Origin of the sequence: Micromonospora sp. NPDC007271 (assembly GCF_040634005.1) — a bacterium.
Taxonomy (GTDB): domain Bacteria; phylum Actinomycetota; class Actinomycetes; order Mycobacteriales; family Micromonosporaceae; genus Micromonospora.
Genome location: NZ_JBEYER010000025.1, coordinates 14,396 through 32,972, shown reverse-complemented (window position 1 = coordinate 32,972; position 18,577 = coordinate 14,396). Strand labels below are relative to the sequence as shown.

The following is an 18,577-nucleotide window of genomic DNA, read 5'->3' as shown; positions in this document are numbered from 1 at the left end:
CGATCGTCTGATCACCGGAAGGCGGGGTGCACTCTGTCGAGTCGAGCCGCCTGGCTGGCCTCTTACCGTTTCCTCGTGTTCGGCAGGGCGGCGGCAATGCCGTTGAGAACGTGGTCCAGTCCGTACTGGAAGCGCGTGTCAGGCGACATGTGGGAGAGCCGTCCCTCGCGAATGGTGCGGTTGAACATCGGGTACTTCCCGGATTCGACCACCTGCTTGACGTACGGTCCGACGTACTCGGCCATCCAATGTTTGCGGTCCATGCCGGTGTGCCGGGCATGTTCGAGCCAGCCGATCTCGTCGCGCACGGCGCTGGCGACGTAGTCGCCGACCATGCCGCAGAGGCTGGTCATCTCGTCGATGTGTAGGCCGAACCCGTCGAGGGCGCTGAGCGAGAAGTCGTAGACCCGCAGCGAGTTGGGACCCAGGGTGGGGCGCCGGGTTAGCGCGGCCTGCCAGGGGTGGCGCAGACCGACCGCGCGGGTCTGGTAGGCCACCAGCGAGAGGTCCGCCCGCCAGTCACCGCTGGCCCGCTCGGGCAACTCGATCTCACCGACCACCGCGTCGAGCATGAGGTCGATCAGGTCGTCCCGCTTGGGCACGTACCGATACAGCGACATGGCGCCGGTGCCCAGCTCTTGGGCGATGCGGCGCATGGTGGCGGCGTCCAGCCCTTCCCGGTCGGCGATCTCGACGGCGGCCTGGGTGATCTGGGCCCGGCTGTACCCGGGTCGACGGCCCGGACCGGATCGCTCAACCTGCTCCGGGCGCATCCAGATGCTGACCTGCTGCTCGGCGGCGGACATCACACCTTCCTTTCTTGCGTACATCGTACTCGAAACGCTAGCTTGCATTTCGAGTACAACGTACGCGATTGGGGTGGATCATGAGTCGATCTCTTCATGTGGGCCTGGTCGGGGTGGTCCTCGGCATGATCACGGCCCCGCTCGACGGGATGATGCTGGGGCCCGCGCTGCCGGTGATCGTGGGTGATCTCGGCGGCCTGGAGAACTTTTCCTGGGTCGTGACGGCCTACCTCGTCGCCATGGCTACCGCAACGCCGATCTGGGGCAAGCTCGGCGATCTGTACGGACGCAAGCGGGCGTACCTGTCGGCGATCCTGCTGTTCCTGCTCGGCTCCGGGCTGTCCGGGGCAGCCCAGGACATGACCCAGCTCATCGGCTTCCGGGCGGTGCAGGGCCTCGGCGGGGGCGGTCTCATGGTCGGCGCCCTCGCGCTCATCGGCGAGCTGGTTCCGCCCCGCCAGAGTGGCCGGCTCATGGGCCTGTTCGGCACGATGATGCCCGTCGCCTTCATCGCCGGCCCGCTGCTCGGCGGCTTCTTCGTCGACCACCTGAGCTGGCGGTGGGCCTTCTACGTCAATATCCCGGTCGGCGTCGCCGCCGTGCTGCTCATCGCCGCCGCGGTTCCAGGCGCGCCCCGACGGATCAAGGCCCGCATCGACGTCCCCGGCGTGCTGCTGCTCACCGCCGCCCTGGTCGCGCTGAGCCTGCTGGCGAGCTGGGCCGGCAGCCGGTACGCCTGGATGTCGGCGCCGATCGCCGCGCTCGCCGTCGTGAGCCTTGCCGCCCTGGCGGCGTTCGTCGCTGTCGAGCGGCGCGCCGCCGAGCCGGTCGTCCCGCTGCGGCTGTACGGCAACCGTGACTTCACCCTCGCCCAGATCCTGCGCCTGCTGGCCGGCGCCGGGATGATGGTCTTTGCCACGTTCCTGCCCCAGTACATGCAGCTGGTCAAGGGGGCCTCCGCGACCGCGAGCGGCATGTTGATCCTGCCGGCGATGCTCGGCATGGTCGTAGTGCTGATCGGCAGTGGCCAGCTCATCAGCCGCACCGGCCGCTACCGTGCCTACCCGATCCTCGGCGGCGCGCTGCTGGCTGGCGGGATGCTCGTCCTGCTCGCACTCGGGCCGGGCACCGGGGTGGCGCTCACATCGGTGCTCACGCTGCTCGGCGGCGCGGGTGTGGGCCTGCTGATGCAGAGCACCACGATCGTCACTATCAACAGCGCGCCGCCGCGTGACATGGGCGCGGCCAGCGGCTCCGTCACGCTCTGGCACACCATGGGTGCCTCGCTCGGCGCCGCCTCGCTCGGCGCCCTCTACACCAACCAGCTGCAGAACACGCTCCGTGACCGCCTCGGTGTCGCCGAGGCCGGCCGGATCCTCTCCGGCGGCGAGCTGACCGCCAGCGCCGTCCACCAACTCCCAGCCGCCGCCCAGGATGCCGTACACGCTGCCGTCACCAGCGGCGTACACGCCATCGCCCTCGCCGGCGCGGCCCTCGGCACCGTCGCGTTCGCGTTCGCCTGGCTCGTCCGCGAGACACCGCTACGGGAAGAACGTTCCACCCCTGCACCCGTTCTGGAGGAGACTCATGTCTGACCACCGACTACGGCTTGCCGTCATCCTCGGCAGCATCCGAGACGGCCGGACCGGCCCTACCGTGGCCAACTGGTTCGTCGGCGAGGCCGGGCACCGCGACGACATCCTCGTTGACCTCGTCGACCTGGCCGACGTGCCGATCGGCTCCGCCGCGCCGACGATGACGCCACCGCCGCAGGTGCTGGCGGCACTGCACGAACTGACCCCACGTCTGGACGCCGCCGACGCGTTCGTCGTGGTGACCCCGGAGTACAACCGCAGCTACCCGGCCGGGTTGAAGAACGTCATCGACTGGCACAACACCCAGTTCCATGCCAAACCCGTGGCGTTTGTCTCCTACGGCGGGATCTCCGGCGGCCTACGCGCGGTGGAGCACCTGCGCGCCGTCTTCACCGAACTGCACGCCGTCACCACCCGAGACACGGTCAGCTTCCACAACGTGTGGGAACAGTTCGACGGCGACGGCAACCCCAAGGACGCACACCGGCCGGCCGCCGCGGCCAACATCCTCCTCGACCAGGTGACCTGGTGGGCACGAGCCCTCAAGGACGCCAGGAACACCTCCCCCTACCAACCCCTGAGCACAACCCGATGAGAGGCGCACCAGACATGACGACACTGGCCGGAAAGACGGCGCTGGTCACCGGCGGCAGCCGAGGAATCGGCCGGGCCATCGCCGAACGCCTCGGACGTGACGGTGCCCGCGTCGCCGTGCACTACGGCAACAACGAAGCCGCGGCGAAGGAAGCCGTCTCCGTAATCGAAGCCGCCGGTGGGCAGGCGTTCACCGTCCACACCCGCCTCGGCGTAGCCGGCGACGCCGAGGCGCTGTGGGCCGCGTTCGACGCGCAGGCGGACGGCCTGGACATCCTGGTCAACAACGCGGGAATCCTGAGCGAGCAAGCTGAGCTCCAGGATGCCAGCGAAAGCGACTACGACCGGGTGTTCGCGGTCAACACCAGGGCCCCATTCTTCATCACCCAACATGGCCTGCGACGACTACGGGACGGTGGCCGGATCATCAACATCTCCACGATGCTGACCCGCGGCTCCGCCATGCCCCGGTCGATCACCTACGCCATGTCCAAGGGAGCCCTCGACGTGCTCACCGCGACGCTCGCCAAACAGCTCGGGCCACGCGGCATCACCGTCAACACCGTGGCGCCCGGCGTCGTCGACACCGACATGCACGAGGGACGGCTCGTCGGCGACGCCCGGGCCTGGCTGTCGTCCCTGTCGCCGGTGGGCCGGATCGGCACGCCCGAGGACATCGCCGACACGGTGGCCTTCCTCGCTTCGGACGACAGCCGGTGGGTGACCGGCCAATGGATCGACACCTCCGGCGGCACGCTGCTGTAGCAGCGCCGGACACACGCGTACTGACCGGGATGATCACCCTGCATTTCCGACGCACGTGGCAGGGTCTTGGCGACGCTGAGACCCTGCCACGGCCGAACTGACGGAGCGAACAGGCCACCTTGATTCTGGCGTCCGCTCACGCCCCCGCGAACAACGCGGGGACCCGCTGCATGGTTTTGTCATCCACGTGAGCAGCGGCCCCGTCACAGCACACAGCCGGGCTTGCGGTTCGCGCACTGCCACCTACTGGGCGCACCCACCGGTCACCGAACCGCAGAAGGCAGCTCGACAGCGAGATCAAGTCATGGAGTGGGCCGCCAGGGACTCGAACCCTGAACCTATGGATTAAAAGTCCACAGCTCTGCCATTGAGCTAGCGGCCCGCCCGCCCAGGCTACCGGAACCCGTTCGCCCAGGCTTTCCGGCTTCCCCGCCGCCCGTCGATGTCCGGTGCCTGGCGTGACGGGGGCTGGCCCGCCGCGCCATTCTCCGGTTGGCTTACCGGCATGACGATCGTGCGTACCGGGGTGCTGGCCGCGGCGACCCTGCTGACCGGGCTGATGGCAGGGTTGTTTTTCGCGTACTCGTGTTCGGTGATGCCGGGGTTGAAGGCGACGGACGACCGGAGCTTCGTGGGGACCATGCAGTGGATCAACCGGCGGATCCTCAACGGGTGGTTCCTCACCGCCTTCCTCGGGTCGCTGGTGTTGCTGGTGGCGGCGGTCGCGTTGCACGTCGCGGACGGGCCCGTGCTGGCCTGGACCGGCGCGGCTCTGGTTCTCTACGGTGCCACCCTGGTGATCACGATGCGCTGGAACGTGCCGCTGAACGAGCAGCTCGACCGGGCCGACCCGGGGGACGACCCGGCGGTGGTCCGTGGGCGCTTCGAGGCGTCGTGGGTGCGGTGGAACCTGGCCCGGACGGTTACCTCCGTCGCGGCGTTCGGCTGCCTGATCGGTGGCCTGGTGGCCGGCGACTGACGTCCGGGCCGTGACGTCCCAGGTCGGCGAGGTGGCGTGACCGGGGCGCGGCCGGCATGGCGCGGGCCGGGCAGGGAACCGGGTCCGGCATGAGACTGAGCAGCACACCCGCGGTGGCGGCGTCGAGTGAGGTGACCGGGCCGGACGGGGTACGCCGGCCGGGCGGTGCGGTGCACGCCTGGCTGCCCGGGCAGAACCAGACGGTCTGCGGGCTGCCGTTGAGCCGTACCCGGCTGCGCCGCTTCCCGCACGTGCCGTTCGACTACGCGTCCACCGACGTGCTCACCGAGGCCGACCCGGAGGGGTACGTCTGCCCGCGCTGCCTGGCCGCCACCCAGGGCCGTCGTGCGGGAGAGAAGAGCTGGGTGCGGACCAACCCCCGACCCTGATCGTCGCGGGGTTGGCGTCGGCCGCAACGGGTACGGCACCGGGCATGCGCATCGTGATCGTGGGAGCCACCGGCAACGTGGGCACGGCCCTGCTGCGCCGGCTGGGGCGGGAGTCGGGGGCGGAGCTGATCGGGGTGGCCCGCCGGCTGCCCGGACCGGACGCGGGTGAACCGTACGACGGGGTGGAGTGGCACTCCTGCGACATCGGGGCGTCGGATGCCCCCGACCGGCTGGCCGCGATCTTCGCCGGTGCGCAGGCAGTGGTGCATCTGGCCTGGCAGATCCAGCCCAGCCACGACCGGCGGACGATCTACCAGACCAACGTCGTCGGCAGCCGCGCGGTGATCGGCGCGGCCGTCCGGGCCGGCGTCCCCGCCCTGGTGTACGCCTCGTCGGTCGGCACGTACGCCCCCGGGCCGAAGGACCATCCGGTCAGCGAGCGCTGGCCGGCGACCGGGGTGGTCGGTTCGTCGTACAGCCGGGACAAGGCGGAGGTGGAGGCGCTGCTCGACACGGTCGAGCGGGAGCACCCGACGCTGCGGGTGGTCCGGCTGCGACCGGGCTTGATCTTCCAGCGCGACGCGGGCACCGAGATCAGCCGCTACTTCCTCGGCCCGCTGGTCCCGGTGCGGTTGCTCCGGTGGGGCCGCATCCCGCTCGTACCCACGAACCGCCGCCTGCGGTTGCAGGCGGTGCACGCCGACGACGTCGCCGACGCGTACGCGAAGGCGGTCCTGGGTGAGGCGCGCGGCGCCTTCAACGTGGCCGCGGACCCGGTGCTGACCCCGGAGCTGGTGGCCCGGCACTTCCACGGCTGGACGGTGCCGGTGGCCGGTCCGGTGCTGCGCGTGGCGGCGGCGCTGACCTGGGCGGCGCGGCTGCAACCGGTCGACGCCGGCTGGGTCGAGCTGGCCCTGAACGCCCCGCTGATGTCCAGCGATCGTGCCGAGACCGAACTCGGCTGGACCCCGCGGTTCGACTCGGTCGCCGCCCTCCGCGACCTCTTCGCCGGCATGGCCGCCCGCACCGGCACCACCGCCCCGCCCCTGTCGACGGATCCCACGCTCCCCGGCCGCCCCACCGCCCTGCTCCACTCCCGCCTCCCCGGCCACTCCAACCCCTACTGAGCCGCGCTCCTGTCGGCGTTGATCAAGAGGTTTGCGTCTCCAGGGAGATCAAGTCCGACGCAAACCCCCTTGATCAACGGGAGCCAGGCAGTGGGGCGAGCCAGGGTGGGGCGGGGTCAGAAGTCGGCGAAGAGGTAGGGGAGGGCGCGGGGGAAGAGGCGACGCAGTTCGGTGGCGGCGTCCGGGGGGACCTCGCCCAGGGATCGGATGGCGACCTCGGCCGGGTCGAGCACCCCGTACGCCAGGCCGGAGAGCCCGGCGGCGGTGAGGGTCGCGGCCGGGACGGTGGCCGCGCCGGTGGAGTCGCCGGGCAGCACCTCCAACCGGCCGGTGGTGCCGTCGAGCAGGTGGGTGCCGGCGAGCCACCGGTCGCCGACCAGCTCGACGCGCACCCGGCCGGCCCCGGCGGGCAGGCCGGCGAGCGCGTCCAGGTGCAGCAGCCGGGCCATCGGGGCGGGCGACCCGGGCCGGGACACCCGCGCCTCGACGTGCACCGCCAGGTCGGTGAGCCACAGTTCGGGCAGCTCGTCGGCGGGCAGGTGAACGCGGATCCGCTCCACCTGGTCGACGTGGCGGGCGAAGAACTGGAGCAGCGACGCCCGGGCGTACGGGTCGGCGGCGAGCAGGTCGTCGGCGATCAGCTCGCCACCGTGGTCGTCGATCCGGTAGGTGACCGCGCCGACCGTCGCACCGTCGCGGACGACGGTGAGCAGCCAGCGGTCGTCCCGGTCGCGCAGGCCGACCGCCCGGAAGTCGGGGAAGACCGCGAACCCGTGCCGCTCGTGCAGGCACCGCTCGGTGTACGCGCGCCACGTGTCGTAGCCGGCGCCGGTCCGCTCCCACACCACCTCGCCGGGCAGCTCGGCCCGGAGCAGCGGGGCCAGGTCGGCCGGGGAGAAGACGGCGGTACGCCGGGCGGGCAGCCCGACGTAGCCGAAGCGCTCGTAGAACGAGGCGCGGAACGGGTACAGCGCGGTCAGCAGGTGCCCCTCCGCCCGCATCTCGTCGAGGAGCTGGTGCAGCAGCGCCCGGACGTGGCCGCGCCGGCGGGCCAGCGGGTGGGTCGCCACCCCGGCCACCCCGGCCATCGGCTGGACGCGTCCGCGCAGGTTCTGCCGCATCGGGATCGCCGTGGCGGCGGCCATGGAGCCACCGTCCTCCTCGACGACCAGCGTGCGGTTGCCCGCGTTGTACGGCAGGTACGCGCGGAACTCCTCGACCCGGTTCGGCGGCATCGGCGACGCCTCGAACGCGTACGCCTGGAGGGGGAAGCTGTGGGTGAGCCGTTCCTCGGCGGTCAACCGGCGGATGATCATTCGACCATCCCAACCCGGCCCGGCGGCCGGCGCAACCCGATTGCCGGTCAGGTCACCGGCAGGTGCCGGACGTGCCGGCGCCGGCGCAGCCGGGCGGTGGAGACGCCCGCCACCGCGAGGACCAGGACGGCGGTCACCACCACCGCGTGCAGCGATCCGCGGGCCAGGTAGCCGTCGTCGGTGTGGTCGACCGCCCAGGTGGCGATCTCCCGGGCCGACCAGAACGGGGTGAGCCGGGCGCCGGCGCCGGCCGGGTCGATCAGCATCTGCACCGCCACCACGGTGAGCAGCAGCAGGGTCCCCTCCAGCTCGCGCGGCAGCACCGCGCCGATCAGCATGCCGAACGGCGCCGCCACGGCGACCGCGCAGAGCATCGCGGCCGCCACCCCGCCGTACCGGAGGTCGGACCCGTCGACGGCGACGAGCGCGAAGAACGGTACGGCGATGGCGACCCCCACCGCCCAGAGGCCGAGCATCCGCCCGAGGTAGAGGTGGTGCGGCCGGTAGCCGGCGAGCCGCAGCCGGGGCTCCAGCTCGCGGGCCGCGCCGGTGGCGAAGAGCGCGGCGGTGCTCACCGCCCAGCTGATCCCGAGCAGCAGCGCGCGGACCGACTGCCCGACGTAGGCGTCCCGCCGGATGAGGTAGAAGGCGAGCGGCATGAGGAGCAACAGCAGGAGTACGCCCCGGCGGCGTACCAGCTCCCGCAGGGTCATCTCGGCGACGGTCAGCAGCGGGTTCACGGACGGCCTCCCGGTCGGGCGGAGGTGAGGTCGAGGACCACGTCGACCCGGTCGAGCTGGTTGAGCAGGTGGGTCACCACGACGATGGCCCGGCCCTCGTCCCGCAGCCGCAGCAGCTGGTCCCAGAAGTTGACGTAGGTGCCCCGGTCGAAGCCCTGGTAGGGCTCGTCGAGCAGCAGCACGTCGGGCTCGCTCAGGGTGGACAGGGTGAGGTTGAGCTTCTGCCGGGTGCCGCCGGACAGCCGCCGGGTGAGCACCGGCTCGTCGGACTCCCAGCCGAGCTGGCGGGCCGCGGCCCGGCCGGCCCGGCGGGCGCTGGCCCGGCCCATCCCCCGGCCGGCCCCGACCAGCACGAAGTGCTCGTCGGGCAGGAGGAAGTCGACCGTGCCGCCCTGCTGCGGGCAGTAGCCCAGCCGGCCGGACACGCTCACCTGGCCGGCGTCCGGCGACTCCAGGCCGGCGCAGATCCGCAGGAAGGTGCTCTTGCCGCAGCCGTTGGCGCCGACCACCGCGGCGATCTGTCCGGCCCGGACCGTCAACCCGGCGTCCCGCAGCACGGTCCGCCGGCCGTAGCGCTTGGTGATGCCCTCCGCCTGCAGCCGGACCGGACCGGGGCGGGGGGCCGGGCGGGTGCCGACGCTGTCGGCGATCGCTGCGGCGTACCGGTCCGGCGCGCCGAACACCGTCCACGGGTCGCCGCCGCCGTCCCGCAGGTGGGTGGCGGCCTCGGCGACCACGTGCCGGACGTCCTCGGTCGCCACCCGGCGTCGGTGCAGCTCGGCCGCGAACGCGCGCAGCCACTCGTCGACGTTCACCCGTCGACTCCTCCCGTCATGATGGCGGTCACCGGCGTCACGAACGTCACCCAGTCGTGTCCACCCCGGTGCAGGGCGGCCCGCCCGGTGTCGGTGATCCGGTAGTACTTCCGGGCCGGCCCGCCCGTTCCCTCGCGCCACTGCGCGGTGATCAGGCCGGCGCGTTGCAGCCGCAGCAGCGCGGGGTACAGGGTGCCGCCCTGGATGGGCCCGATGCCCGCCGCGTCGAGCGACTGGGCCAGCTCGTAGCCGTACGACTCGCGGTCGCGCAACAGGCCGAGCACGCAGAGGTCGAGCACTCCGCGCAACCACTGACCTCGGCGCTCGATCTCCACGTCTGGAAGGCTAGCGGTGCTACCTAGATGGCACAACTACCTAGCTGTCCTGGGGGCCGCCCGTGCTGAGCCGGGCGGCCGGGTCAGGCCTGGGCGACGTCGGACACCACGACGGTGACGTTGTCCGGCGCGCCGGCCTGGTGGGCGAGCTTGACCAGTTGCTCGCCGCACTGCTGCCGGTCGCCGTACGTGGCCAGCGCCGAGGCGATCGCGGTGTCCTCCACGTAGTCCGACAGGCCGTCGCTGCACAGCAGCAACCGGTCGCCGGGGGTGACGGTGAGCGCTCCGATGACCGGTGGGGTGTCGGAGCCCTGCACGGCGCGGGTGACCAGGGACCGCTGCGGGTGGTGCCGGGCCTGGTCGGGGGAGAGCGCACCCTGGTCGACCAGCGCCTGCACGAAGGTGTCGTCCCGGGTGAGCTGGGTCAGCCCGCCGTTGCGCAGCAGGTAGCAGCGGGAGTCGCCGACCTGGGCGAGGACCAGGGTGTCGCCGGCGAGCAGCCCGGCGGTCAGCGTCGTACCCATGCCGTCGCGGGCCGGGTCCACCGTGATGGCGGCCCGGATGCGTTGGTTGGCGGTGCTCACCACGGCGCGCAGCGCGTCGGCGGCCTCGTCGGGGACGGTCGGCGGCGTCAACTCGTCGAGGATCCGGATGACGATCTCGCTCGCCACCTCGCCGGCGGGCAGCCCACCCATGCCGTCAGCCACCGCCACCAGGCGGTCACCGGCGAGGGCGGAGTCCTCGTTGTTGGTCCGGACGAGGCCGACGTCGTTGCGGATGGCCGAGCGGAGGATCAGCGTCATGGGACAAGCTTGCCAAGAAGACCCCGCCGCCGTCTCTACGCTACCCGGGGGTACGCCGAGAAAGATTCCGCTGCCCGGGAACGGCGGCCCGATCCACCGTGGTCAGTGGCGCGGGTAGCGCAGCAGCAGGCTGGCGCGTACCTCCTCGTCTCCGAGCGCGGCGTAGCTGTGCGGCACATCGGAGGTCCAGCGCAGGTGGCCGCCGGCCGCGGCGGTCAGCGGGGCGTCCACGGGCCCGGCCCGCAGCACACCGGCGAAGACGGTGATGTGCTCGGTCACCCCGGGTTGGTGCGCGGGGGAGAGTTGGCCGGGCCCCGGGGCGACCCGCATCCGGTACAGCTCGTAGGTCGCGTCGGTGTCGGTGAAGACCTCCAGCAGCGTGGCGCTGACCGCCGCGCCGCTGACCGTGGGTGTCGCCGTCGGCCCGGAGAGCACTGCGGTGAGCGGCACGCCGAGCTGTGCGGTGACCGCGTACAGGGTTTCCAGGGTCGGGTTGCGGGTGCCGTTCTCCAGCCCGGAGAGGGTGGCCTTCCCGACGCCGGCCAGCCGGGCCAGCGTGGAGAGCGACATCCCCCGCTCCTCGCGGAGAGCGCGGACGCGCCGGCCGACCGTCTCGGGTGCCCGGTCCCGGGCTGGTGGGGCTGCTGCCATGCGGCTATGGTGCTACACCGTGCCGTTCCGTAAACGGAACGATGCCGCCGTCGGAAGGGCGGTGCGGCGGGCAACCGACGGGAGGATGGGTGGCCGGTCGGCTGCAACCCGTGCTGGCCGGGGTCGTGACGGCCCTCGTCGGCTTCGCCAGTTCGTTCACGGTCGTGCTCGCCGGGCTACGCGCGGTCGGCGCGGACCAGGCGCAGGCCGCCTCCGGGCTGCTCGCGCTCTGCATTGCCACCGGCTGCTGCGCGGTCTGGCTGGGGCTGCGGCACCGGCTGCCGCTGGCGATCGCGTGGTCCACCCCGGGCGCCGCGCTGCTGGTCGCCACCGGCCCGGTGCCCGGCGGCTGGCCGGCGGCGGTCGGCGCGTTCCTGCTCACCGGCGTGCTCATCGCCGCCGCCGGGCTGGTCCCGGCGCTCGGCCGGGCGGTCGCCGCGATCCCGGCCCCGATCGCCAGCGCCATGCTCGCCGGAGTGCTGCTGCCACTCTGCACCGCCCCCGTCCGGGCCCTGGTCGAGGTGCCCCGGCTGGCCGGGCCGGTGGTGCTCGCCTGGCTGGTGCTGCACCGCTTCGCCCGGCGCTGGGCGGTGCCGGGCGCGCTGGCGGTGGCGACGGTGGCGATCGCGCTGACCGCCGCCGGGCCGATCCGGACGCACCTCGCCCCGACCGTCGCGCTCACCGCGCCGGCCTGGACGGTGCCCGCGGTGGTCGGGCTCGCGCTGCCGCTGTTCCTGGTCACCATGGCCGCGCAGAACGTGCCCGGGACGGCCGTCCTCGCCGGCTACGGCTATCGCGCCCCGCTGGGCTCCGCGCTCCGGGTGACCGGGCTCGCCACCGCCCTCGGCGCGCCGGCCGGCGGGCACGCGGTGAACCTGGCCGCGATCACCGCCGCCCTGGCCGCCGGCCCGGACGCCCATCCCGATCCGGAGCGGCGCTGGATCGCCTCGGTCACCGCGGGGATCGGCATGGCCCTGCTCGGCCTGGGTGCCGGGGTGGCCACCGCCCTGGTGCTGCTCTCGCCGCCGGTCCTGGTCGAGGCGGTGGCCGGGCTGGCGCTGCTCGGCGCGCTGGCCGGCGCGGTCTCGGCGGCCGTCGCCGAGCCGGACGCCCGCGAGGCGGCGGTGGTCACCTTCGTGGTCACCGCCTCCGGGGTGAGCCTGCTCGGGGTGGGTGGCGCGTTCTGGGGCCTGGTGGCCGGTTGGCTGATGCTCCTGCTCTTCCGCCGCCGGCGGGCCGCCGACCGGTCGGCACCGCCCCCGGCGGACCAGCCGGCGGGGGAGCCGGTCGTTTCGGTGCGGGTCGGCTGATCAGGGCGTCGCCGGCTCGACGCCTGAGTCGTCCACGACATCAGGTCGACAGCGACCGTTCACTCCTCCTCGGGCAACGCCCCGGCCGGGACATTGAGGCGTACGCCGCCGTCGGTGACGGCGGCGATCCGGTCGGCCAGCACGTAGACCGCGCCGGTCCGGGCCAGTTCGGTGGAGACCTTCAGGTAGCCGGTGCGCAGCAGCCGGGCGGCCAGGTCGGCGGGGACGTCCGGTTCCTCGACCGCCGCCGACTCGATCAGCTCGTCCAGGCTGCCGCCCGGGTCCACCCCGGCGGGCGCCTGCACGGTCACCGCGTTCGGGTCGCCGCGCTGGACGAGATCCACGGTGCCGACCTCGGCGCCGGTCGAGTCGACCACCCGCATGCCCGTGGTGACCCGGGAAATGGTCTCCTGGCTCATGCAGGCGCGGTTCCCGGGTCGGCCCGGCGCTAAACGGGTCGGCCCGGCGCTAGACGGGTCGGCCCGGCGCTAGACGGGCGGGGCCCAGCCGCTCGGCGGGCGGGGCGAGAGCTCGCGCCAGGTGTCCGGCCCCTCCAGCAGCGCCCGGATCGTATCCTCCGCCTCCTCCACGCTGTCGTACTCGTAGAACCGGGAGACCCCCTCGGCGCCGCCGGCCCGCTGCTCGACGTGCCAGCGGTCGCCGTCCACCCGGAGGAACACGTCCCGCCGGGCCAGCCGCCCCCATTTCCCGTTCCACCAGTGCCTGCGCTGCTCCATGACGGGGACTCTATCGAACAGATGTTCGAGACGTGTCGGCCCCCGCGGGATTCCCACGGGGGCCGGATGCGGGCGGGACGTCAGCGCGAGGCGGACGGCTCCTGCCTGCGGCCCCGCACGTCGTCCAGCGCGCCCCGCTGGCCCGGCGTGGCGTGACCGCCCGCGAGCAGCGCGTCCCGGATCTCGGTGAGCAGCTTGATCTCCTCGCTCGGGGCCGTCGGCGGCGGCTCCTCACCGCGCCGCCGCCGCTCGGCGAGCTTGTTCATCGGATAGACCACCAGGAAATAGAGCGCCGCCGCGGTGAGCAGGAAGGTGATCAGCGCGTTGACGAAGGCGATCCAGTCGAACTTGACACCGAGCAACGTGGGAGCGGTGCCCGCGATGCCCTTGTCGCTGCCGGTCACGAGCAGCACGAAGACCCGGATCAGCGGGTCCAGGAACGACTTGGTGAGCTGGGTGACCACGCCGGTGAACGCGGCGCCGATGACGACACCGACCGCCAGGTCGACGACGTTGCCGCGCATGATGAAGTCTTTGAAGCCCTTGAACATCCGCACTCCCGTGCTGTCCGGTGTCTCGGTCCGGGACAACCTATGCCCCGGAGGGAGCCTCCAGAAAAGCACCGGCCTCGATCGCCGCCCGCGCCGGGTCGCCGTCCCGGATGGCCTCGACCAGCCGGCTGTGGTCGACGTACCGCTCGGGCTCCAGCGCGCCGCCCATCGCCTGGGCGACGGTGCTGCGCAGCGCGGCGCCGACCGAGGCGTACAGCTCGGCCAGCATGCCGTTGTGCGCGGCGGCCACCACCGCGCTGTGCAGTGCGGCGTCCGTCTCGACGAACTCGTCGACCCGGCCGGAGCGCCAGGCGGTCTCCCGGGCGGCGAGCGCGTCGTCGAGCGCCGCCAGGTCCGCCGGGGTACGCCGCAGCGCGGCGAGCCGGGCCGCCTCCACCTCGAAGGCGCGGCGCACCTCGACCACCTCGGCCATCCGGTCGTCGGTGAGCTGGCGGGCCACCACCGGGGCCAGCTCGTCGGTCGACACCACGTACGTCCCGGAGCCCTGGCGGCACTCCAGCACCCCGGCGTGCACCAGCGCGCGGACCGCCTCCCGGACCGTGTTGCGCCCCACGCCGAGTGCGGCGACGAGTTGCGGCTCGGTGGGGATGCGCCCGCCCACCGGCCACTCGCCGCCGAGGATGCGGGCCCGAAGCTGCTCGATGGTCTGGCGTACCCGGTGGCCGCGCGGGGGCACGGCGACCGGATCGACGGTGCGTGTCACCGGTTACAACTCCTCCCGAAATTCATCCCATGATTGTAGGTTGGAGGTCATGACACCGCCAGCCAGCAGCACCGCCGCGCCCGCCGTCGACGGGCCCGCCCTGACCGGGGCGCCGACCACCGAGGCGACGCCGAGCCCGGCGACCCCGCCGGCACGCCCGGTCAGCCCGGTCACCGGTGGCGCGCTGGTGCTGGTCGGCATGCTGCTGGTGGCGCTCAACCTGCGTGCGGCGGTGACCAGCCTGGGCGCCCTGCTCGACGAGGTCCGCGTCGGGCTGGGCCTCTCCGGCGCCATGGCCGGCGTCGTCACCACCCTGCCCACCGTCGCCTTCGCCGGGCTCGGCGCGCTCACCCCGTGGCTGGTCCGCCGCTGGCCGGCCGCCCGGGTGCTGGTGCTGGCCATGGTCGCCCTCGCCGCCGGGCAGGTGCTGCGGGTGGTCACCGACTCGGCGCCGCTCTTCGTGCTCACCAGCGCGCTTGCCCTGGCCGGCATCGCGGTCGCGAACATCCTGCTGCCGATGCTGGTCAAGCAGCACTTTCCGCATCGCACCGGGCTGGTCACGGGGGCGTACACGATGGCGCTGACCACGGGCACGACGGTGGCCGCCGCCTCGGCGGTGCCGGTGGCACACGCCTTCGGCTCGTGGCGGGCCGGGCTCGGCGTCTGGGCCGGGCTGGCCGCGGTGGCCGTACTCCCCTGGGCGCCGCTGGCGCGGCGGGCCCGGGCGGCGCGGCGGGCGGCGGGCCCGGTGGCGGTCGCCGCGACCCCGGCCCGGGTGCGGCCGGCGCGGACCCGGCTCGGCTGGGCCATGGCCGTCTACTTCGGGATGCAGTCGCTGAGCGGCTACGCGATCATGGGCTGGCTGGCCCAGCTCTTCCGCGACGCCGGCTACGCGCCGGAGGCGGCGGGCCTGCTGCTCGCCGGGGTGACCGCGCTCGGCGTGCCGGTGGCGCTGGCCATGCCGGCCCTGGCCGGCCGGCTGCGGACGCTGCGGCCCCTGGTGCTCGCGCTGACCGCTTTTTCGGCGGCGTCCTACCTCGGCCTGGCCGTCGCGCCGCACGGCCTCGCGCCGCTCTGGGTGCTGCTGCTCGCCCTCGGGCAGGGTGCGTTCCCGCTGATCCTGGCCACCATCGGGCTGCGGGCGCGGACCGCCGAGGGCACGGTCGCGCTGTCGGCCTTCGCGCAGAGCACCGGGTACCTCATCGCCGCGCTCGGTCCGCTGCTGGTCGGCATCCTCTACGAGGCGACCGGGGGTTGGACGGCGCCGATCGGCCTCCTGCTGGTGGCCCTCGCCGTGCAGACGGGGTCGGGCCTGGTGATCGCCCGACCCCGCTACATCGAGGACGAACAGCTGAGAGTCGAGCGTCAGGAGGAGGCCGGCGTCGGGTCGCCCGCGACGGCCTGCTCGACCGTCGGGTAGGTGTGCAGCACCTCGACGAGGCCGCTGACTTCCAGGATGCGGAGCACACCGCGCTGGGGGGCGGCCAGCCGCACCACGCCGCCGGCCTCGTCGCAGCTGTTCTTGGCGCGGACGAACACCGACAGCCCGGTCGAGTCGCAGAACGACAGGTCCGCCAGGTCGAAGACGAGGCGGTTACGCCCCTTGTCGAGCAGATCCGTGATCTGGTCCTGAAGCTGCGGTGCCGTGGCCATGTCCAGCTCGCCCGCGACCGACACGACGACCACGTCGCCGCGCTGTTCCGTCTGCACCGTCAGGGACATTCGCGACCTCCTGTTCGGTGGAACCGTACTCCACCAAGTGGGTGGTACGCAGAACGGGAGCCGACACCGGTGCCGTCGATCATTTCTTTGCCCTGGGACAAGGAGTGTGACCGAAACCGGTGATAGAGTCCGGCCCGTTCAGAGTTCAGGGAGGCCACCATGGCGCTGGGCGCCGAACAGAGCGCTCGGCTGACCCGACTGCTCAGCGAGCACGCCGACCGAGTGACCGAGCGCTGGGCGTGACGGTGGACGGCCGGGCGGCGACCGTACTGGTGGTCGACGACAGTCGTACCAAGCGGTACCTGCTGGTCAGTTGGCTGACCCGGGCCGGCTTCGAGACCATCGAGGCGGAGAACGGCGCCGAGGCGCTGGCCCGGATGGAGACCGGGCGGATCGACCTCGTGGTGCTCGACGTGCGCCTGCCCGACCTGAACGGCTTCGAGGTGTGTGAGCGGATCAAGAAGTCCCACCCGGCGACCCCGGTCATCCACGTCTCGGCGCACGCGATGGACGTGGTGGACCGGGCGCAGGGCCTGACCCGGGGTGCGGACGCCTACCTGGCCGAGCCGATCGAGCCGGAGGAGCTGGTCGCCACCGCCCACGCGGTGCTCCGCTACTACCAGGCCCGGCAGCGGGCGGAGCTGCTCGCCGAGCGGCTGGTCGCGCTGGCCGACGCCACGGTGCAGATGCACGCCGCGTCGAACTTCGTCCGGCTGATGGAGGCGGCGGCGGCCGGCGCGGCGCGGATCTTCAAGAGCCCGGCGGCGGTGATCGCGGAGACCGTCGACGGCAACTGTCTGGCCGGGGTGGCGGCCGGGCCCGATGCGGCACCGACGGTGGTGCCGTGGACGGTGGACGACACGGGAGTGCCGATCGGCACCACCGTCCGGGTGGACGAGCCGGGCAACTGGGAGCTGGTCGCCTGGCCGGCCGGGGACACCGTGACCGTGGCCGCCGCCCGGCTACGCGAGGACCGGGCCGCGCTCTACGTGGTGGTGCCCACCGCCACCCAGACCGTCCGCACGCCGGTGCTGGTGCAGCTCGCCCAGGCGATCGCGTCGGCGGCGGAGGCCCAGCGCTCCTTCGACCAGGAGCACCGGATCGCGGTGACCCTCCAGCGCAGCCTGCTGCCCCGCCGGCTGCCCGAGATCGCCGGCCTCGACCTGGCCGTCCGGTACGAGCCGGCGAGCGCCCATACCGAGGTGGGCGGCGACTTCTACGAACTGGTGATGCTCGACGGCCACCTGCTGATGGCGATCGGTGACGTGGCCGGGCACTCGCTGCACGCCGCGACCGTGATGGCCGAGCTGCGACACGCGATGCGGGCGTACGCGGTCGAGGGGCACCCGCCGGGGGTGATCCTGGACCGGCTCAACGAGCTGATGCGGGTCCTGCTGCCGAGCGAGCTGGCCACGATCTGCGTGCTCCTGCTCGACCCGGGCAGCGGGCTGGTCCGGCTGGCCAGCGCCGGTCATCTGCCGGCCCTGGTCAGCAGCGCGGGCCGGGTGCGGTTCGTGGAGCAGTCCGCCCCGCTGCTCGGCGTCCGCGCACCACGCCCGCCGGACCTGGAGTTCGTGCTGCCGGCCGGGGCGACGCTGGTGCTGTACACCGACGGCCTGATCGAACGCCGGGACGCGACCATCGACGAGGGGATGGCCGCGCTGGGCGCGGTCGCCACCCGGGTGGACGACGACCTCGACCGGTTCTGCCAGCGGCTGCTGGTCGAGCTGGCACCGCCCGAGATCCAGGACGACGTCGCGGTGGTCGCCGTCCGCCGCCGCTGACCCCGCGCCGGCGACGGGACGGCCGCCGCGAAGCGTCACCCGCCGCTGGCGACCAGCGAGCGGGCGTACGCGGCGGGGGAGACCCCGGCGACGGCGGTGAACTCGCGGACCAGGTGCGCCTGGTCGGCGTACCCGAGGTCGGCGGCGACCCGCGACCAGTCCACCGGCCCGGCGGTGGCCTGCTCGATGGCCTCCTGGAGCCGGTACCGCCGGATCACCCACTTGGGGCCCACCCCGACGTACTCCAGGAAGAGCCGCTGGAGCCGCCGGGTCGAGAGGCCGTGCCGCCCGGCGAAGTCGTCCACCCGCAGGATGCTCCGGTCCGCGCGGATCTCCTCGACCAGCGCGGTGGCCCGGGCGGCGAGCGGGTCCGGCACCGGCTTCCCGGCGGTGAGCAGCTCGTCGAGCCGGCCGCAGCGCTCGTCGTCGCTGCCGGGGCAGACCGGCCGGGCAGCGGTGAGGGGACGGCGCTGGTCGGTCAGCTCGGCCACGGACCGGCCCCAGAACGGGCGGAAGCCACCCGGGCGGAACTGCACCCCGGTGACCCGGCCGACGCCGTGCAGGGTGACGGTGAACAGGCCGGTGTCCACCCCGGCGATCTCCCCGGTCTCCGGCGTGCCCTCCCGGGCCTGGAACACCACGTTGACCGTCGGGTGCGGCACGACCCGCTGGTCGAGCGGCTCGGTCAGCTCCCAGTCGACCAGCCAGTAGTGCTCGACGTACGGGCGCAGCGCCGGTGCGGGCAGCCGACGGCGGAAGCGGACCTGCCGCAGCAGCCGGCCGGGGTCGAGGATTCCCCGGCTGTCCTGCCGCGGTTCGTGTCGCATTTTTTCA

22 protein-coding genes and 1 tRNA gene are annotated in these 18,577 nt (G+C 73.1%); 9 read left to right on the top strand and 14 right to left on the bottom strand.

Annotation, left to right across the window (positions count from 1 at the left end):
• Window positions 1-62 precede the first annotated feature (62 nt).
• Entirely contained in the window at window positions 63-806 is a 744-nt protein-coding gene (locus tag ABZ570_RS11805) for a TetR/AcrR family transcriptional regulator (RefSeq protein ID WP_358060796.1), read from the bottom strand.
• Window positions 807-886: 80 nt separating this feature from the next.
• Between ABZ570_RS11805 and ABZ570_RS11800 the strand changes: the two genes are divergently transcribed.
• The 3 genes from ABZ570_RS11800 to ABZ570_RS11790 are packed head-to-tail and all read left to right on the top strand — an operon-like array spanning window position 887 to window position 3,760.
• Window positions 887-2,401 carry a DHA2 family efflux MFS transporter permease subunit gene (locus ABZ570_RS11800; protein ID WP_358060793.1) on the top strand — a complete coding sequence of 505 codons (1,515 nt, stop codon included), beginning with the start codon at window positions 887-889 and terminating at the stop codon, window positions 2,399-2,401.
• A complete protein-coding gene (locus tag ABZ570_RS11795; protein ID WP_358060790.1) occupies window positions 2,394-2,996 on the top strand; it encodes an NAD(P)H-dependent oxidoreductase in 603 nt (200 codons plus the stop codon). Before ABZ570_RS11800 ends, ABZ570_RS11795 begins: the two co-directional genes overlap by 8 nt.
• Window positions 2,930-3,760, top strand: coding sequence for an SDR family oxidoreductase (locus tag ABZ570_RS11790; protein WP_358060787.1), 831 nt, complete (start codon window positions 2,930-2,932; stop codon window positions 3,758-3,760). The genes ABZ570_RS11795 and ABZ570_RS11790 overlap by 67 nt, the downstream gene beginning before the upstream one ends.
• A gap of 310 nt (window positions 3,761-4,070) precedes the next feature.
• Here ABZ570_RS11790 and ABZ570_RS11785 read toward each other — a convergent pair.
• Window positions 4,071-4,142: transfer RNA gene (locus tag ABZ570_RS11785), tRNA-Lys, on the bottom strand.
• A gap of 123 nt (window positions 4,143-4,265) precedes the next feature.
• Between ABZ570_RS11785 and ABZ570_RS11780 the strand changes: the two genes are divergently transcribed.
• The 3 genes from ABZ570_RS11780 (at window position 4,266) to ABZ570_RS11770 (ending at window position 6,255) form a co-directional block, all read left to right on the top strand.
• Window positions 4,266-4,739, top strand: a complete 474-nt coding sequence (locus tag ABZ570_RS11780; protein WP_358060784.1) for an anthrone oxygenase family protein — start codon at window positions 4,266-4,268, stop codon at window positions 4,737-4,739.
• An 89-nt stretch (window positions 4,740-4,828) separates the two neighbouring features.
• The gene (locus ABZ570_RS11775; RefSeq protein WP_358060781.1) at window positions 4,829-5,128 is read left to right on the top strand and encodes a hypothetical protein; all 300 of its coding nucleotides are present in this window, start codon (window positions 4,829-4,831) and stop codon (window positions 5,126-5,128) included.
• Window positions 5,129-5,172: 44 nt separating this feature from the next.
• Window positions 5,173-6,255, top strand: coding sequence for an NAD-dependent epimerase/dehydratase family protein (locus tag ABZ570_RS11770; RefSeq protein WP_358060778.1), 1,083 nt, complete (start codon window positions 5,173-5,175; stop codon window positions 6,253-6,255).
• A 116-nt stretch (window positions 6,256-6,371) separates the two neighbouring features.
• Here the strand turns inward: ABZ570_RS11770 and ABZ570_RS11765 are convergent, their stop codons facing one another.
• From ABZ570_RS11765 to ABZ570_RS11740, 6 genes are all read right to left on the bottom strand, one after another.
• On the bottom strand, window positions 6,372-7,571 hold the full coding sequence (locus tag ABZ570_RS11765) for a GNAT family N-acetyltransferase (RefSeq protein WP_358060775.1): 1,200 nt from the start codon (window positions 7,569-7,571) through the stop codon (window positions 6,372-6,374).
• A gap of 47 nt (window positions 7,572-7,618) precedes the next feature.
• Window positions 7,619-8,311, bottom strand: a complete 693-nt coding sequence (locus tag ABZ570_RS11760; protein ID WP_358060772.1) for an ABC transporter permease — start codon at window positions 8,309-8,311, stop codon at window positions 7,619-7,621.
• A complete protein-coding gene (locus tag ABZ570_RS11755; RefSeq protein ID WP_358060769.1) occupies window positions 8,308-9,126 on the bottom strand; it encodes an ATP-binding cassette domain-containing protein in 819 nt (272 codons plus the stop codon). Before ABZ570_RS11755 ends, ABZ570_RS11760 begins: the two co-directional genes overlap by 4 nt.
• Window positions 9,123-9,461 carry a PadR family transcriptional regulator gene (locus tag ABZ570_RS11750; RefSeq protein WP_358060766.1) on the bottom strand — a complete coding sequence of 113 codons (339 nt, stop codon included), beginning with the start codon at window positions 9,459-9,461 and terminating at the stop codon, window positions 9,123-9,125. Before ABZ570_RS11750 ends, ABZ570_RS11755 begins: the two co-directional genes overlap by 4 nt.
• An 83-nt stretch (window positions 9,462-9,544) precedes the next feature.
• Complete coding sequence (locus tag ABZ570_RS11745) at window positions 9,545-10,264, bottom strand: protein phosphatase 2C domain-containing protein (protein WP_358060763.1); 720 nt, start codon at window positions 10,262-10,264, stop codon at window positions 9,545-9,547.
• Window positions 10,265-10,366: 102 nt separating this feature from the next.
• Window positions 10,367-10,915, bottom strand: a complete 549-nt coding sequence (locus tag ABZ570_RS11740; RefSeq protein ID WP_358060760.1) for an XRE family transcriptional regulator — start codon at window positions 10,913-10,915, stop codon at window positions 10,367-10,369.
• 89 nt (window positions 10,916-11,004) lie between these two features.
• Between ABZ570_RS11740 and ABZ570_RS11735 the strand changes: the two genes are divergently transcribed.
• On the top strand, window positions 11,005-12,225 hold the full coding sequence (locus tag ABZ570_RS11735; protein ID WP_358060757.1) for a benzoate/H(+) symporter BenE family transporter: 1,221 nt from the start codon (window positions 11,005-11,007) through the stop codon (window positions 12,223-12,225).
• Window positions 12,226-12,284: 59 nt separating this feature from the next.
• Here the strand turns inward: ABZ570_RS11735 and ABZ570_RS11730 are convergent, their stop codons facing one another.
• The 4 genes from ABZ570_RS11730 to ABZ570_RS11715 form a co-directional block, all read right to left on the bottom strand.
• The gene (locus ABZ570_RS11730; RefSeq protein WP_358060754.1) at window positions 12,285-12,644 is read right to left on the bottom strand and encodes a hypothetical protein; all 360 of its coding nucleotides are present in this window, start codon (window positions 12,642-12,644) and stop codon (window positions 12,285-12,287) included.
• Between the two features lie 69 nt (window positions 12,645-12,713).
• Window positions 12,714-12,962 (bottom strand): hypothetical protein, encoded by a 249-nt coding sequence (locus ABZ570_RS11725; protein WP_089004487.1) that lies wholly within the window; start codon window positions 12,960-12,962, stop codon window positions 12,714-12,716.
• Between the two features lie 80 nt (window positions 12,963-13,042).
• Window positions 13,043-13,513 (bottom strand): large conductance mechanosensitive channel protein MscL, encoded by a 471-nt coding sequence (gene mscL, locus ABZ570_RS11720; RefSeq protein ID WP_358060750.1) that lies wholly within the window; start codon window positions 13,511-13,513, stop codon window positions 13,043-13,045.
• A 40-nt stretch (window positions 13,514-13,553) separates the two neighbouring features.
• Window positions 13,554-14,237 carry an FCD domain-containing protein gene (locus ABZ570_RS11715; RefSeq protein ID WP_358060747.1) on the bottom strand — a complete coding sequence of 228 codons (684 nt, stop codon included), beginning with the start codon at window positions 14,235-14,237 and terminating at the stop codon, window positions 13,554-13,556.
• Window positions 14,238-14,286: 49 nt separating this feature from the next.
• Between ABZ570_RS11715 and ABZ570_RS11710 the strand changes: the two genes are divergently transcribed.
• On the top strand, window positions 14,287-15,657 hold the full coding sequence (locus tag ABZ570_RS11710; RefSeq protein ID WP_358060744.1) for an MFS transporter: 1,371 nt from the start codon (window positions 14,287-14,289) through the stop codon (window positions 15,655-15,657).
• Here the strand turns inward: ABZ570_RS11710 and ABZ570_RS11705 are convergent.
• Window positions 15,603-15,959 (bottom strand): STAS domain-containing protein, encoded by a 357-nt coding sequence (locus ABZ570_RS11705; RefSeq protein WP_358060741.1) that lies wholly within the window; start codon window positions 15,957-15,959, stop codon window positions 15,603-15,605. The two genes, ABZ570_RS11710 and ABZ570_RS11705, sit on opposite strands and share 55 nt — an antisense overlap.
• Window positions 15,960-16,204: 245 nt before the next feature.
• Here ABZ570_RS11705 and ABZ570_RS11700 point away from each other — a divergent pair, with 245 nt between their 5' ends.
• Window positions 16,205-17,743, top strand: a complete 1,539-nt coding sequence (locus ABZ570_RS11700) for a SpoIIE family protein phosphatase (protein ID WP_358060937.1) — start codon at window positions 16,205-16,207, stop codon at window positions 17,741-17,743.
• A 35-nt stretch (window positions 17,744-17,778) separates the two neighbouring features.
• Here the strand turns inward: ABZ570_RS11700 and ABZ570_RS11695 are convergent, their stop codons facing one another.
• Window positions 17,779-18,570 carry an AraC family transcriptional regulator gene (locus tag ABZ570_RS11695; protein WP_358060738.1) on the bottom strand — a complete coding sequence of 264 codons (792 nt, stop codon included), beginning with the start codon at window positions 18,568-18,570 and terminating at the stop codon, window positions 17,779-17,781.
• Between the last annotated feature and the right edge of the window lie 7 nt (window positions 18,571-18,577).

Excerpts from the sequence above, each read along its gene's own strand:
- ABZ570_RS11805 (WP_358060796.1), bottom strand. The coding sequence starts at position 806 with ATGTCCGCCGCCGAGCAGCAGGTCAGCATCTGGATGCGCCCGGAGCAG.
- ABZ570_RS11800 (WP_358060793.1), top strand. The coding sequence starts at position 887 with ATGAGTCGATCTCTTCATGTGGGCCTGGTCGGGGTGGTCCTCGGCATG.
- ABZ570_RS11795 (WP_358060790.1), top strand. The coding sequence starts at position 2,394 with ATGTCTGACCACCGACTACGGCTTGCCGTCATCCTCGGCAGCATCCGA.
- ABZ570_RS11780 (WP_358060784.1), top strand. The coding sequence starts at position 4,266 with ATGACGATCGTGCGTACCGGGGTGCTGGCCGCGGCGACCCTGCTGACC.
- ABZ570_RS11775 (WP_358060781.1), top strand. The coding sequence starts at position 4,829 with ATGAGACTGAGCAGCACACCCGCGGTGGCGGCGTCGAGTGAGGTGACC.
- ABZ570_RS11770 (WP_358060778.1), top strand. The coding sequence starts at position 5,173 with ATGCGCATCGTGATCGTGGGAGCCACCGGCAACGTGGGCACGGCCCTG.
- ABZ570_RS11765 (WP_358060775.1), bottom strand. The coding sequence starts at position 7,571 with ATGATCATCCGCCGGTTGACCGCCGAGGAACGGCTCACCCACAGCTTC.
- ABZ570_RS11745 (WP_358060763.1), bottom strand. The coding sequence starts at position 10,264 with ATGACGCTGATCCTCCGCTCGGCCATCCGCAACGACGTCGGCCTCGTC.
- ABZ570_RS11740 (WP_358060760.1), bottom strand. The coding sequence starts at position 10,915 with ATGGCAGCAGCCCCACCAGCCCGGGACCGGGCACCCGAGACGGTCGGC.
- ABZ570_RS11730 (WP_358060754.1), bottom strand. The coding sequence starts at position 12,644 with ATGAGCCAGGAGACCATTTCCCGGGTCACCACGGGCATGCGGGTGGTC.
- ABZ570_RS11725 (WP_089004487.1), bottom strand. The coding sequence starts at position 12,962 with ATGGAGCAGCGCAGGCACTGGTGGAACGGGAAATGGGGGCGGCTGGCC.
- mscL (WP_358060750.1), bottom strand. The coding sequence starts at position 13,513 with ATGTTCAAGGGCTTCAAAGACTTCATCATGCGCGGCAACGTCGTCGAC.
- ABZ570_RS11710 (WP_358060744.1), top strand. The coding sequence starts at position 14,287 with ATGACACCGCCAGCCAGCAGCACCGCCGCGCCCGCCGTCGACGGGCCC.
- ABZ570_RS11705 (WP_358060741.1), bottom strand. The coding sequence starts at position 15,959 with ATGTCCCTGACGGTGCAGACGGAACAGCGCGGCGACGTGGTCGTCGTG.
- ABZ570_RS11695 (WP_358060738.1), bottom strand. The coding sequence starts at position 18,570 with ATGCGACACGAACCGCGGCAGGACAGCCGGGGAATCCTCGACCCCGGC.